Origin of the sequence: Kutzneria sp. 744 (assembly GCF_000568255.1) — a bacterium.
Taxonomy (GTDB): domain Bacteria; phylum Actinomycetota; class Actinomycetes; order Mycobacteriales; family Pseudonocardiaceae; genus Kutzneria.
The window spans coordinates 1,509,291-1,522,777 of record NZ_KK037166.1; the positions used below are offsets into that span (position 1 = coordinate 1,509,291).

Below are 13,487 nucleotides of genomic sequence, written 5' to 3' on the forward strand. Positions count from 1 at the left end.
CGGCCGGCCAGTGTGGGGAGGTCACCACCGACTGGGAGGAAACCCCATGAAGTTCCAGCTCGTCGCCGCGGCCGCCCTGGCGCTGGCCGCCGCCGTTGTCCCGGCCGTCGCTTCGGCCCAGGGAGCACCGTCCCAGGGAGCGCCCGCCGCGGCGCCAAAGTCGGCGCAGGCCGGCATCAGCATCACGTCGCCGGCCGGCGGCCTGTGCCTGACCGTCGCCGAGGCCAACAACGTCCACGGCGCCGAGGTCGACATGGAGACCTGCACCGGCAGCCCGGCCCAGCGCTGGAGCCACCAGCCGAACGGCCTCATCGTCAGCGACCTGGCGCCCGTCACCGGCCACCCCCAGCTCTGCCTGGACGACCGCTGGAACAACCCGCGCTACGGGGCGGCCATCGACGTCTACGACTGCCACGCGGACTGGCCGGCCGAGCAGTGGCGGTTCGACGGCAGCCACCAGCACAACGCCAACGGCCTGTGCCTGGACATCACCGACGCGAACCCGCTGCCGGGGGCGGGCGTCAAGCTGTTCGGCTGCACCGACACCAACAACCAGAACTGGCACGAGGGCTGACAACTCGGTCGACGCCGCCATGGCCGCGGCCCTAGGGTTGCGATCATGGGGGACTACGACTCACTGGTGGCCGCGGCGGTGGCCGTTCCGTTGCACGGCTGGGATTTCGGCTGGCTGGACGGGCGGGCCGTCACGGCCGAGCCGTCCTGGCGCTATCCGGAGCTGGCCGCCGAGCTGCTCCGGGACGCGGACTCCGTGCTGGACATCGACACCGGCGGCGGCGAGCTGCTGACCGAGCTCGCCCCGCCGGCCGGCCGGACCTGGGCGGCGGAGAGCTGGCCGCCGAACGTTCCCGTGGCCACGGAACGGCTCAAGCCGCTCGGGGTCGAGGTCGTGGGCACCGAGGGACTTCCCTTTGCCGACGGGAAGTTCACCGTGATCCTCAACCGCCACGGCCGCTTCGACGCCGCCGGCATCGCCCGGGTGCTGGCGCCCGGCGGCACGGTGTTGACGCAGCAGGTCGGCAGCGACGACTGCGTGGACCTGAACCGAGCCCTCGGCGCACCAGTCACCGACAAGCGCTGGGACCTCGGCGTGGCAACGGAAGCGCTGACTGACAACGGCCTGCGGGTGATCGACACCGCCGAGGAGTGGCCGCTGCTGCGGTTCCACGACATCGGGGCGGTGGTGTACCAGCTGCGCATGGTTCCGTGGCAGGTGCCGGACTTCACCGTCGAACGCTACGACTCGGCGCTGCGCCGGCTGCACGCCCGCATCGAGGCCGAAGGCCCGCTGGCCGTTCGGACACACCGGTTCCTGCTCACGGCGAAGGCCCCGCACCAAGGGTGAGGGGCCTCCGCCGGCAGCAAGTTCTCAGACCGTGAAGCCGAGGGCGCGCAGCTGGTCGCGGCCGTCGTCGGTGATCTTCTCGGGACCCCACGGCGGCATCCACACCCAGTTGATGCGGAAGTCGCTGACCACGCCGCCGCCGGGGCCGCCGGTCAGCGCGGCCCGGGTCTGGTCCTCGATGACATCGGTCAGCGGGCAGGCCGCCGAGGTGAGCGTCATGTCGAGGGTGGCGATGTTCTCGTCGTCCAGGTGGATGTCGTAGACCAGGCCGAGGTCCACGACGTTGATGCCGAGCTCGGGGTCGACCACGTCGCGCATGGCCTCCTCGATGTCCTCCAGCGACGGCACCTCGGCCTTGGCCGGAACCTCGGGCAGTGCCTCGGCCGTGCGGGCCTCGGCGGTCCGGGTCACGTCTTCCGTGGTCATGCCTGTCCTCCATCGACGACGCGGGCGACCGCGTCCTTGAACGCCATCCAGCCGAGCAGGGCGCACTTCACGCGGGCGGGGTACTTGGCGACGCCGGCGAACGCGACGGCGTCCTCCAGCACGTCCTCGTCGGGCTCGATCCTGCCACGGCCCTGCATGAGCTCCACGAAGGAGTCCATGGTGCCGAAGGCGTCGCCGACGGTGCGGCCGATCACCAGGTCGGTGAGGACCGAGGTGGAGGCCTGGCTGATGGAACAGCCCTGCCCGTCGTAGGAGACGTCGACGACCTTGGCGTCGGGGCCTTCGCCCTCAAGGTGCACCCGCACGGTGACCTCGTCCCCACAGGTGGGGTTGACGTGGTGCACCTCGGCCTCGAACGGATCGCGCAGGCCACGGTGGTGCGGATTCTTGTAGTGGTCCAGGATGATCTCCTGGTACATCTGCTGCAGCTGCATCAGGCCCCCACCCCGAAGAACTTCTGCGTCTCCCGCACGCCGTCGAGCAGCGCCTGCACGTCGGCGAGGTCGTTGTAGACGTAGAAGGTGGCCCGCACGGTCGCCGCGGCGTCGAGCTTGCGGTGCAGCGGCCACGCGCAGTGGTGCCCGACCCGGACCTCGATGCCGAGGCTGTCGAGGACCTGACCGGCGTCGTGGGCGTGCACGCTGTCGACGACGAACGACACGGCCGAGCCGCGGTCCACGTTGTCGGCGGGGCCGACGATGCGCACACCCGGGATCTCCTGGAGCCCCGAGAGCGCGGCGCCGGTGAGCTCGTGCTCGTGGGCGGCCACCCGGTCCATGCCCAGCGCGGACAGGTAGTCCACGGCCGCGCCGAGGCCGATGGCCTGCGACGTGTTGGGCACGCCGGCCTCGAACCGCTGCGGCGGCGGCGCGAAGGTCGAGTGGTCCATGAACACCTGCTCGATCATGGACCCGCCGGTGATGAACGGCGGCATGGCCTGGAGCAGCTCGCTGCGCCCGTACAGCACGCCGATGCCCGACGGCCCGAGCATCTTGTGCCCGGAGAACGCCGCGAAGTCCACACCCAGCGCCTTGAAGTCCACAGTGGAGTGCGGCACGGACTGGCAGGCGTCCAGCACGGTCAGGGCCCCGACGGACTGGGCCTTGGCCACGAGCACCGACACCGGGTTGATGGTGCCGAGCACGTTGGACTGGTGGGTGAAGGCGACGACCTTGGTGCGCGGCGTGATCAGTTCGTCCATGTCGGACAGATCGAGCCGGCCCTCGGCCGTCACCGAGAACCACTTCAGGGTGGCGCCGGTGCGCTGCGCCAGCTGCTGCCAGGGCAGCAGGTTGGCGTGGTGCTCCATCTCCGTGACGACGATCTCGTCGCCCGGGCCCAGCGCGAACCGCTTGGCCGCCGGGTCGTCGGAGAAGGTGGCGTTGCCGAAGGCATAGGCGACCAGGTTGATGGACTCGGTGGCGTTCTTGGTGAACACCACCTCGTCGAACCCGACGCCGACGAAGTCGGCGATCTTCTCGCGCGCGCCCTCGTAGAGGTCGGTGGCCTCCTCGGCCAGCTGGTGCGCGCCCCGGTGCACGGCCGCGTTGGCCGTCTCGATGTACTGACGCTCGAAGTCGAGCACCTGCCGGGGCCGCTGCGATGTGGCGCCGGAGTCCAGGTAGACCAGCCGTTTGCCCTCGCGCACCGTGCGAGCCAGGATCGGGAAGTCGGCTTTCAGTGCGGCGACGTCCAAGGGTGCAGCGGTGGTGGTCACTGCCGGCGCCTCCTCGTTCTAACGAATACAGGTCAACAGGTGCAACGTCAGCCGACCTGCGCGGCTTCCTGCTTGCCGGTGTACTTCACGTAACCCTCGTCCTCCAGGTGCGCGGCCAGCTCAGGGCCGCCGGACTCGACGATCCGGCCGCCGGCGAACACGTGCACGAAGTCGGGGGTGATGTGCTTGAGGATCCGGGTGTAGTGCGTGATCAGCATGACGCCGGACTCGCCGTTGGCCCGGAACCGGTTCACACCCTCGGAGACGACCCGCAGCGCGTCCACGTCGAGGCCCGAGTCGGTCTCGTCGAGAATGGCGATCTTCGGGTTGAGCAGCGCCAGCTGGAGGATCTCGTGCCGCTTCTTCTCGCCGCCGGAGAAGCCCTCGTTCACGCTGCGCTCGGCGAACGCCGGGTCGATCTCGAGCTCGGTCATCGCGCCCTTGACCTCCTTGACCCAGTGCCGCACCTGCGGGGCCTCGCCGCGCACGGCGGTGGCGGCGGTGCGCAGGAAGTTCGACATGGACACGCCGGGCACCTCGACCGGGTACTGCATGGCCAGGAAGATGCCGGCCCGCGCGCGCTCGTCGACGGCCATCTCCAGCACGTTCTCGCCGTCGAGCAGGACCTCGCCCGAGGTGACCTGGTACTTGGGGTGGCCGGCGATCGCGTAGGACAGCGTGGACTTGCCGGAGCCGTTGGGGCCCATGATGGCGTGCGTCTCGCCGGCCTTGATCGTCAGGTCGACCCCCTTGAGGATCTCCTTGGGGCCGTCGTCGGTGACGACGGAGACGTGCAGGTCCTTGATCTCCAGGGTGGCCATCGGCTCTTCGTTTCTCCTGTGTGGCGGGTCTAGTACAAGTCAGTTGGTTCGGCAGTCCGGGTCGACGAGCACGTCGTCGCCGTCCACGGTCACCGCGTACACGGCCACCGGCTCGGTGGCCGGCGGCGAGGACGGGGCGCCGGTGCGCAGGTCGAAGCACGACCCGTGCAGCCAGCACTCCAGGCCCTTGCGGGTCAGCTCGCCCTCGGCCAGGGCGATCTCGGCGTGCGTGCACTCGTCGCGCAGCGCGTGCACCTCGTCGCCGCTGCGCACGAGCACGATGGGCGTGTCCGCCAGCTCGACCGGGAACGGCTTGCCGTCCTCCAGGTCGGCCAGCGAACACGCGCGAAGCATCGTCACGCCCCCACGGCCTGGAGCTCGGCCTCGATCGCGGCCTCCAGCCGGTCGCGCACCTCGGGCACGTCGATCTTCTGCAGCACCTCGTGGAAGAAGCCGCGCACCACGAGCCGCCGCGCCTGGTCGACCGGGATGCCCCGGGCCTGCAGGTAGAACAGCTGCTCGTCGTCGAACCGGCCGGTGGCGCTGGCGTGGCCGGCGCCCTCGATCTCGCCGGTCTCGATCTCCAGGTTGGGCACCGAGTCGGCGCGGGCGCCGTCGGTGAGCACCAGGTTCCGGTTGAGCTCGTAGGTGTTCGTGGCCTCGGCCGCGGCCCGGATCAGCACGTCGCCGATCCACACCGTGTGCGCGCCGTCGCCCTGCAGCGCGCCCTTGTAGACCACGTTGCTGCGGCAGTTGGGCACCGCGTGGTCGACGAAGGTGCGGTGCTCCAGGTGCTGGTTGGCGTCGGCGAAGTACAGGCCGGCCAGGTCGGCGTCGCCGCCCTTGTCGGCGTAGGTCACGGTCGGGCTGACCCGGACCACGCTGCCGCCGATGGTGACGACGGTGTGCTTGAGCCCCGCGTCCCGGCCCAGCTTCACCAGGTGCGCGCCCACGTGCACGGCGTCGTCGCTCCAGTCGTGCACGACGACGACCGTGAGCTTCGCGCCATCGAGGGCGACGATCTCCAGGTTGTCGGCGTACGTGCCGGAGCCGCGGTAGTCGACGACCACCACGGCCTCGGCGAACGCCTCCGCGCGCAGCTGCACGTGCCCGAAGGCCACGCCGCCCTCGCCCGGACCCGTCACGGTGACGACGGTCGCGCGGGACGTCTTCGTCTCCTTGGGGAAGGTGACGACGGTGGCCTGGGTGAAGGCCGACCACGCCTGCGCGGACACGCGGTCCGCCGGCACGCCGCCCTCGCCGATGCGCTTGTCGTCGCGGGCGACGCGCTCGACGCGCACCTCCGGCGACTCGTTCACCTCGACACCGGCCGAACCACTGGCCACCGCTGTGCCGTTGTGCAGGCCGTTCAGCCGCTTGAGCGGCGTGAACCGCCAGTCCTCCTCGCGCCCGCCCGGAACCTCGAAGGCGTCCACGTCGTAGGAGGTGAACCGGTCGCCGCGCGAGCTCTGGGGGACAACGGCCCCGCCGTGCGAGTGCTCGGTCAACCCGTGTTGCGTAGTTGGGGTGGCCATGTCAGCCGACGGCCCCTTCCATCTGGAGTTCGATCAGGCGGTTCAGTTCCAGCGCGTACTCCATGGGCAGCTCGCGCGCGATCGGCTCGACGAAGCCGCGCACCACCATGGCCATCGCCTCGTCCTCGGTCAGGCCGCGGGACATCAGGTAGAACAGCTGGTCCGCGCTGACCTTGGAGACGGTCGCCTCGTGGCCCATGGACACGTCGTCCTCGCGGACGTCCACGTACGGGTAGGTGTCCGACCGGCTGATCTGGTCGACCAGCAGCGCGTCGCACTTCACCGTGGAGGCGGAGTGGTGCGCGCCCTTGTTGACCCGGACCAGGCCGCGGTAGGAGGTGCGGCCGCCGCCGCGGGCTACCGACTTCGACACGATGGTCGAGGAGGTGTGCGGCGCCAGGTGCACCATCTTCGCGCCGGCGTCCTGGTGCTGGCCCTCGCCCGCGAACGCGATGGACAGGACCTCGCCCTTGGCGTGCTCGCCCATCAGGAACACCGACGGGTACTTCATGGTGACCTTGGAGCCGATGTTGCCGTCGATCCACTCCATGGTCGCGCCCTCTTCGGCCTTGGCGCGCTTGGTGACCAGGTTGTAGACGTTGTTCGACCAGTTCTGGATGGTCGTGTAGCGGCAGCGGCCGCCCTTCTTGACGATGATCTCCACGACCGCGGAGTGCAGCGAGTCCGAGGAGTAGATCGGCGCGGTGCAGCCCTCGACGTAGTGCACGTAGGCGCCCTCGTCGACGATGATCAGCGTGCGCTCGAACTGGCCCATGTTCTCGGTGTTGATCCGGAAGTAGGCCTGCAGCGGGATCTCGACGTGCACGCCCTTGGGGACGTAGATGAACGAGCCGCCGGACCACACCGCGGAGTTCAGCGCGGAGAACTTGTTGTCCCCGGACGGGATCACCGAGCCGAAGTACTCCTGGAAGAGCTCCGGGTGCTCCTTGAGGCCGGTGTCGGTGTCCAGGAAGATGACGCCCTGGGCGGCCAGCTCCTCGTTGATCTGGTGGTAGACCACCTCGGACTCGTACTGGGCGGCCACACCGGCGACCAGCCGCTGCTTCTCGGCCTCCGGGATGCCCAGCTTGTCGTAGGTGTTCTTGATGTCCTCGGGCAGGTCCTCCCAGGAGGCGGCCTGCTTCTCCGTGGAGCGCACGAAGTACTTGATGTTCTCGAAGTCGATGCCCGAGAGGTCGGAGCCCCAGTTCGGCATCGGCTTGCGCTCGAACAGCTTCAGGCCCTTGAGGCGGTGCTCGAGCATCCACTCGGGCTCGCTCTTCTTGGCCGAGATGTCCCGGACGACGTCCTCGTTGAGACCTCGGCGAGCGCTCGCGCCCGCAGCGTCGGAGTCGGCCCAGCCGTACTCGTAGGTGCCGATCGTGGCCAGGGTCTCTTCCTGGGTCAACGGCTCGGCCTGCGGCGTGGTGGGCGTGCGCTGCTCGGCAGCGGCAGTCATGCGAGTTCCCCTCCGTCCGGGGTGGGTGATATCTGGTTCGGGGTCTTGCCCTGGTCCTGGGTCGGGAGCAGGGGCACGTTGGTCGTGCACGCTGCGTCACCGCGGGCGATGGTCGCCAGCCGCTGCACGTGTACCCCGAGCATCTCGGCGAACGCCGTCGTCTCGGCCTCGCACAGCTGCGGGAACTCGGCCGCGACGTGCGCCACCGGGCAGTGGTGCTGGCACAGCTGCTCCCCGGCGCCGACGTGCCGTGACGACGAAGCGTAGCCCTCGCGGGTCAGCGCGGCGGCGAGGGCCTTGGCCCGCTCCGCCGGCTGCTCGGGCTCCGTCACGGCGTCCCGGTGCCGTTCGATCATGGCTTCGACCCTGCGCTCGGCGAACGCCCGCACGGCCTGCTCCCCGCCGTTCTCGGCCAGGAAGCGCAGCGCGGCGACCGCCAGGTCGTCGTAGGCGTGTCCGAAGCGGGACCGGCCCGTCTCGGTGAGCAGGAAGAGCTTGGCCGGGCGGCCGCGCCCCCTGCGCCCATGCGGCGGAGCGTCCCTCGTGGTTGCCTCGCCGTCGGCGAGCAGGGCGTCCAGGTGCCTGCGCACGGCGACGTGGCTCAGCCCCAGCTCGTCGGCGACGTCGGCCGTGGTGACCGGTCCCCGTTCGAGCAGCAGCCTCGCCACCGCCTGCCGGGTGCGGCCGTCGGCCGGCTGCGGCGACGCCACACCCAGCTCCTGACCGCTCCCGACGTTTTTCACAACACAAGTGTTGCCTATTTCGATCGGTACGGCAAAGTGGCGGCATGCTCGACACCACACTTAGTGACTCGCTTCACAGTATTTTCGCCGCGCGTGCCGCGCGGGGCGAGGCGCTCGGACCGGGCCTTCCCTGGCCGGATTTAGGTCGCCGCGCCGGCTTGGGTGGGGGGCACGTCGAGTGGCGGCGACCGAAATCCGGCGACGGTCCAGGCACCGGCGCGGCCTCGCACTCTCCTGGGTCGGCGGGCGCGGGCCTTGAGCGGCAGCTCACCCCCGGCTCGCTAGTCTGCTCGGGTGTTGGCCGCCAAACTGCGAGCGCTGGTGACCGGAGCGGTCGGTGAGACCGCGCCGTCCGGACTGGTCCCGGTGCAGGACGCGCCGCTGCGGCTGGACCGCACCGAGCGGCACCAGCTCCAGGTGATCCGGCGGTTCGGCACGATCGGCTCGCTGCTGCTGGCCTGCGGCGGCCTGGGCGCGGGGGCGTCGCCGACCATCAACCCGCTGCTCGACACGCCGATCCTCGGGGTGTTCGCCCGCATCCCGACGGTGGCGATGGCCAGCGCCTTCTCCGGCATGCTGATGATGGTGCTGGCCTGGCTGTGGCTGGGCCGCCTGGTGTGGCCGGGCCGCCCACGGGTGCTGTCCCGCGCGCAGATGGACCGCACGCTGGTCATGTGGACGATCCCGCTGATCCTGGTGCCGCCCATGTTCAGCCAGGACGTCTACAGCTACCTGGCGCAGAGCGCGGTGGTGTCGCACGGCCTGGACCCGTACACGGTGGGCGCGGCGCAGGCGCTGGGCCCGGACAACATCCTCGCCCGCAACGTGCCGACGCTGTGGCGGGACACGCCCTCCCCGTACGGGCCGCTGTTCCTCACGGTCGGCCGCGCGATCACGGGCATCGCCGGCGACAACATCGTCGTGGGCATCCTGCTGGAGCGGGTGCTGGCGCTGATCGGCCTGGGCCTGATCGTGTGGGCGCTGCCCCGGCTGGCCCGGCGCTTCCACGTCTCGCCGGTGGCGGCGATCTGGCTCGGCGCGGCCAACCCGTTGGTGGTCTTCCACCTGGTGGTCGGCGTGCACAACGAGGCACTGGCCATCGGCCTGATGCTGGCCGGCTTCCACGTGGCGATCAACCACCTGCCCAAGATCGGCCCGGGCGACCCGATACCGCCCTGGTCACGGGACGAGCTCATCGGCATCCTGGCCGGCGGCACGCTGATCACCATGGGCGGCGGCGTCAAGATCCTGGCCCTGGTGGCGCTGGGCTTCGTCGGCGTGATGATCGCCCGGCGCTGGGGCGGCGGCCTGCCCCAGCTGCTCAAGTCGGCCGGCGCCATGCTGGTGATCGGCGTGGTCGTGATGACGTTGATCACGGTCGTGAGCGGCCTGGGCTGGGGCTGGCTGAAGACCCTCAACGGCGGCACGATCATCTACACCTGGCTGTCCCCGGTGACGCTGGTCGCGCTGGGCAGCGTGGGCCTGGGCATCCTGTTCCAGCTGGGCAACCACATCGACGCCACGGTCGGCACGGCCCGGGCCATCGGCTGGATCGGCTTCGCCGGCTCGGGCGTGGTGCTGCTGTGGCGCTCCTACCGCGGGCACCTGTCGGCGATGGCCGGCCTCGGCCTGTTCCTGGTCTGGTTCGTCGTGCTCGGCCCCGTGGTGCAGCCCTGGTACCCGCTGTGGGCGATCATCCCGCTGGCCACGGCCAAGGCCAGCAAGCGGTTCCGGACCTGGGTCACGGTGTTCAGCGCCCTGATCGCCCTGGTCACCCCGCCGACCGGGTCGACCTTCGACGGCCGCGCCTTCCTCATCCCCACGGCCGCGGTCGCCGCCCTCATCCTGGTCGGCCTGCTGCTGTTGCTGGTTCGGGGCAAGCTCCCCGAACGCGAACCCCGAGGTGAACTGACCGTGACGCCCGCAACATCCGAGCCGATCAACTTCGGGCCGGTCGGATGAGCCCCACGAGCCTGAGCCAGGAGCACCCCCTAGGCTCGACCGTCGTGACCGCACCCCCGACCACCCCGGCTGTCGAGGTGTCGGGCCTGCTGAAGCGCTACGGGTCCACCGTCGCGGTGAACGGGCTGGACCTGAGGATGGACCGCGGCTCCGTGCTCGCCCTGCTGGGGCCCAACGGAGCCGGCAAGACCACCACCGTCGAGCTGTGCGAGGGCTTCAAGCGCCCCGACAGCGGCACGGTCCGCGTGCTGGGCCTCGACCCCGTCCGTGACGGGGCCGAGCTGCGGGCCCGCATCGGAGTGATGCCGCAGGGCGGCGGCGCCTATCCCGGTGTGCGCACCGAGGAGATGCTCCGCCTGGTGGCGGCCTGCGCGGCCGATCCGCTGGACCCGGCGTGGCTGCTGGAGACCCTGGGCCTGGCGGCCGCGCGCCGCACGCCGTACAAGCGGCTGTCCGGCGGGCAGCAGCAGCGGCTGTCGCTGGCCTGCGCGCTGGTCGGCCGCCCGGAGCTGGTGTTCCTGGACGAGCCGACCGCCGGCCTGGATCCGCAGGCCCGGCACCTGGTGTGGGACCTGGTTCGTGCCCTCAGGGCGGACGGCGTCGGCGTGCTGCTGACCACGCACCTGATGGACGAGGCAGAGACGCTGGCCGACCAGGTCGTCATCGTGGACCACGGCCGCGTGGTGGCCAGCGGCTCCCCGCAGGAGCTGACCAGCAGCGGTTCGGCCGAGCAGCAGCTGCGCTTCCGGGCCCGGCCCGGCATGGACACGAAGCTGCTGGTGGACGCGCTGCCGGAGAACCTCGAGGTGGACGAGGTCGGCCCCGGCTCGTACGTGGTGGCCGGCTGCATCGACCCGCAGGTCGTCTCCACGGTCACGGCCTGGTGCGCGCAGCAGGGGGTGCTGGCCGAGGAGCTCCGCGTGGCCCGCCGCAGCCTGGAGGACGTGTTCCTGGAGCTGACCGGACGGGAGCTGCGCTCGTGAGCACCTTCTCCCCCGGCGCCTTCGCGCCCGCCCCCGGCCGCGGCCGCCTGAGCCGAATGCTGCTGGCGCAGGCCCGCATCGAGACGGCGTTGGCGCTGCGCAACGGCGAGCAGGTGCTGCTGACCCTGCTGATTCCGCTGGCGCTGCTGATCGGCCTGACGGTGCTGAAGATCGTGCCGCTGTCCGAGCCTCGGGTGAACGAGGTGACGCCGCGCATCCTCGCGCTGGCGGTGATGTCCTCGGCGTTCACCGGGCAGGCCATCGCGCTGGGCTTCGACCGCCGCTACGGCGTGCTCAAACGCCTTGCCGCGACGGCGATCCCGCGTTGGCTGCTCGGCGCCGGCCGGGTGCTGGCGGCGTTGACCATCGTCGCCATCCAGGTCGTGATCCTGGGTGTCGTCGCCGCTCTGCTGGGCTGGCAGCCCGCCGTCACGGGCGTGCTGTGGGCGATCGCGTTGGTGCTGCTGGGCACCATCTCCTTCGGTGCCCTGGGCGTTCTGCTCGGTGGGGCGCTGCGGGCGGAGATCGTGTTGGCGGTGGCCAACATCGTGTGGTTCGTGCTCCTGCTGGCCGGCGGCATCGCGCTGCCGCCGAGCGCGCTGCCGGGCGGCCTGGGCGCGATCGTGGAGCTGCTGCCGTCCGGGGCGCTGGCCGAGGGCCTGCACACCGTGCTCACCCAGGGCGGCCCGCCGGGCTGGCAGCCGGTGCTGGTATTGATCATCTGGGCGGCCGCCGCGGGCGGCATCGCCACCAGGACCACCCGGCTGACCTGACCCCCGAGAGGGCAATCCCCGAGTTGAGCACGACTACTGTGGACCAACAACAAGACGAAGAGCCGTCACTGGCGCGAGCCAGCGGCTCCATGGCCGTGGCCACCCTGGTCAGCCGCATCACCGGCTTCCTGTCCAAGCTGCTGCTCGCCGCCGTCGTCGGCCTGTCCGCCGGCGCGATCAACGACTCGTACACGGTGGCCAACACCGTGCCCAACATCATCTACGAGCTGCTGCTGGGCGGCGTGCTGACCAGCGTGGTGGTGCCGCTGCTGGTGCGGGCCCGCCACGAGGACCCGGACGGCGGCCAGGAGTACACCCACCGCCTGCTGACCGTCAGCCTCACCATGCTGCTGGGCATGACCGTGCTGGCGGTGGCCACCGCGCCGCTGCTGACCAAGCTGTTCGTGGACAGCAGCAGCGGCAACGCCAACCCGGCGCTGGTGACCGCGTTCGCGTACCTGCTGCTGCCGGAGATCCTGTTCTACGGCCTGTTCGCCATGCTGGGCGCGATCCTCAACACCCGCAACGTGTTCTCCGCGCCGGCGTGGGCGCCGGTGCTGAACAACGTGACGCTGCTGGTGACCATCGGCGCGTACTTCGTGCTGCCGGGCGACATCGCCACCAACCCGGTGCACATCACCGATCTCAAGCTGCTGGTCCTCGGGGCCGGCACCACGCTGGGCATCGTGATCCAGGCGGCCGTGCTGATCCCGCCGTTGCTGCGCAGCGGCTACCGGCCGCGCTGGCAGTGGGGCTGGGACCGGCGGCTGGGCGAGTTCGGCGGCCTGGCGCTGTGGGTCGTGGCCTACGTGGTGGTCAGCCAGATCGGCTACATCACCATCACCCGTGTGGCCACCAACGGCGCGGCCGGCGGCATCTCCATCTACACGTACTCGTGGCTGCTGGTGCAGATGCCGTACGGCGTGCTCGGTGTGTCGCTGCTGACGGCGATCATGCCGCGGATGAGCCGGGCCGCCGCCGCCAACAACATCCCGGCGCTGCTGGACGACCTGTCGCTGGGCAGCCGGATGTCGGCGGTGATGCTCGCGCCGATCAGCGCCCTGATGACCGTGCTCGGGCCGGCGCTGGCCGTGGCCATCACCGTGTTCGGCAAGGGCGGCGCGGACGCCTCCCGGCTCGGGTTGGCCATCACCGCCTCCTCGTTCGGGCTGCTGCCGTACGCGCTGACCATGTTGCAGATGCGCGTGTTCTACGCGATGAAGGACGCCCGCACGCCGACCCTGATCAACGCGGTGATGATCGCGTTGAAGGTGCCGGTGGTGCTGCTGGCCGCGCACGTGCTGCCGCCGTCCCAGGTGGTGTTCGGGCTGACCTTCTCCGACGCGATCAGCTTCACACTGGGCACGCTCGTCGGGGAACTGTGGCTGCGTAAGCGTTTCGGGCGGCTGGGCAGCCGGCGCGTGGTCCGCACGTACATCAAGGTCGCGGTGGCCGCGGTGTGGGGTGCGGCGGTGGCGCTGGCGGTCGAGCTCGGCGTCCGCAGCTTCGTGCCGGGCGGCATCCACGGGGCGCTCGGGGCGTTTACTTCCCTTGTCCTGGGCGGCATTCTCGGTCTGCTGGCCGCGTTCGGCATGATGGCGCTGCTGCGTGTGCACGAGCTGAAGCCCGCGCTGGACAAGATCGGTTCTTTGGTACGCCGCTGATTTCGCAGGGAAGGACGCCT

The 13,487-nt window shown here is 70.6% G+C and carries 14 protein-coding genes; 6 read left to right on the forward strand and 8 right to left on the reverse strand.

All coding sequences use genetic code 11. The annotated features are described in order from the left end of the window. The first annotated feature begins 46 nt into the window (after positions 1–46). Both KUTG_RS06605 and KUTG_RS06610 read left to right on the forward strand, forming a co-directional pair. Entirely contained in the window at positions 47–574 is a 528-nt protein-coding gene (locus KUTG_RS06605) for an RICIN domain-containing protein (RefSeq protein WP_043715656.1), read from the forward strand. A gap of 45 nt (positions 575–619) precedes the next feature. After that, positions 620–1,363: a class I SAM-dependent methyltransferase gene (locus KUTG_RS06610; protein WP_052394133.1), complete on the forward strand. Its 744-nt coding sequence runs from the start codon at positions 620–622 to the stop codon at positions 1,361–1,363. Between the two features lie 24 nt (positions 1,364–1,387). On the opposite strand, the gene KUTG_RS06615 is transcribed toward KUTG_RS06610, so the two are convergent. The 8 genes from KUTG_RS06615 to KUTG_RS06650 are packed head-to-tail and all read right to left on the reverse strand — an operon-like array spanning position 1,388 to position 8,085. Next, entirely contained in the window at positions 1,388–1,789 is a 402-nt protein-coding gene (locus KUTG_RS06615) for a metal-sulfur cluster assembly factor (protein ID WP_043715657.1), read from the reverse strand. Beyond that, complete coding sequence (gene sufU, locus KUTG_RS06620) at positions 1,786–2,244, reverse strand: Fe-S cluster assembly sulfur transfer protein SufU (RefSeq protein WP_043715664.1); 459 nt, start codon at positions 2,242–2,244, stop codon at positions 1,786–1,788. The genes KUTG_RS06615 and sufU overlap by 4 nt, the downstream gene beginning before the upstream one ends. After that, complete coding sequence (locus tag KUTG_RS06625; RefSeq protein ID WP_043715665.1) at positions 2,244–3,527, reverse strand: cysteine desulfurase; 1,284 nt, start codon at positions 3,525–3,527, stop codon at positions 2,244–2,246. Before KUTG_RS06625 ends, sufU begins: the two co-directional genes overlap by 1 nt. Before the next feature lie 47 nt (positions 3,528–3,574). Continuing rightward, entirely contained in the window at positions 3,575–4,348 is a 774-nt protein-coding gene (gene sufC / locus KUTG_RS06630) for a Fe-S cluster assembly ATPase SufC (RefSeq protein ID WP_043715667.1), read from the reverse strand. A 39-nt stretch (positions 4,349–4,387) separates the two neighbouring features. Further along, positions 4,388–4,702, reverse strand: coding sequence for a non-heme iron oxygenase ferredoxin subunit (locus KUTG_RS06635; protein WP_043715669.1), 315 nt, complete (start codon positions 4,700–4,702; stop codon positions 4,388–4,390). A gap of 2 nt (positions 4,703–4,704) precedes the next feature. Continuing rightward, complete coding sequence (gene sufD / locus KUTG_RS06640) at positions 4,705–5,883, reverse strand: Fe-S cluster assembly protein SufD (protein WP_043715670.1); 1,179 nt, start codon at positions 5,881–5,883, stop codon at positions 4,705–4,707. 1 nt (position 5,884) lies between these two features. Continuing rightward, positions 5,885–7,342, reverse strand: a complete 1,458-nt coding sequence (sufB, locus tag KUTG_RS06645) for a Fe-S cluster assembly protein SufB (protein WP_043715671.1) — start codon at positions 7,340–7,342, stop codon at positions 5,885–5,887. After that, positions 7,339–8,085 (reverse strand): helix-turn-helix transcriptional regulator, encoded by a 747-nt coding sequence (locus KUTG_RS06650; protein WP_052394134.1) that lies wholly within the window; start codon positions 8,083–8,085, stop codon positions 7,339–7,341. The genes sufB and KUTG_RS06650 overlap by 4 nt, the downstream gene beginning before the upstream one ends. Positions 8,086–8,379: 294 nt before the next feature. On the opposite strand from KUTG_RS06650, the gene mptB reads away from it, so the two are divergent. Genes mptB through murJ form a run of 4 tightly spaced genes read left to right on the forward strand, consistent with a single transcriptional unit; the run spans position 8,380 to position 13,467 of the window. Then, positions 8,380–10,047 (forward strand): polyprenol phosphomannose-dependent alpha 1,6 mannosyltransferase MptB, encoded by a 1,668-nt coding sequence (mptB, locus tag KUTG_RS06655; protein WP_232240688.1) that lies wholly within the window; start codon positions 8,380–8,382, stop codon positions 10,045–10,047. 44 nt (positions 10,048–10,091) lie between these two features. Then, positions 10,092–11,030, forward strand: a complete 939-nt coding sequence (locus KUTG_RS06660) for an ABC transporter ATP-binding protein (protein WP_043728514.1) — start codon at positions 10,092–10,094, stop codon at positions 11,028–11,030. Beyond that, a complete protein-coding gene (locus KUTG_RS06665) occupies positions 11,027–11,803 on the forward strand; it encodes an ABC transporter permease (RefSeq protein WP_043715672.1) in 777 nt (258 codons plus the stop codon). Before KUTG_RS06660 ends, KUTG_RS06665 begins: the two co-directional genes overlap by 4 nt. Before the next feature lie 23 nt (positions 11,804–11,826). Beyond that, on the forward strand, positions 11,827–13,467 hold the full coding sequence (gene murJ, locus KUTG_RS06670) for a murein biosynthesis integral membrane protein MurJ (RefSeq protein WP_157494365.1): 1,641 nt from the start codon (positions 11,827–11,829) through the stop codon (positions 13,465–13,467). Positions 13,468–13,487: the final 20 nt, after the last annotated feature.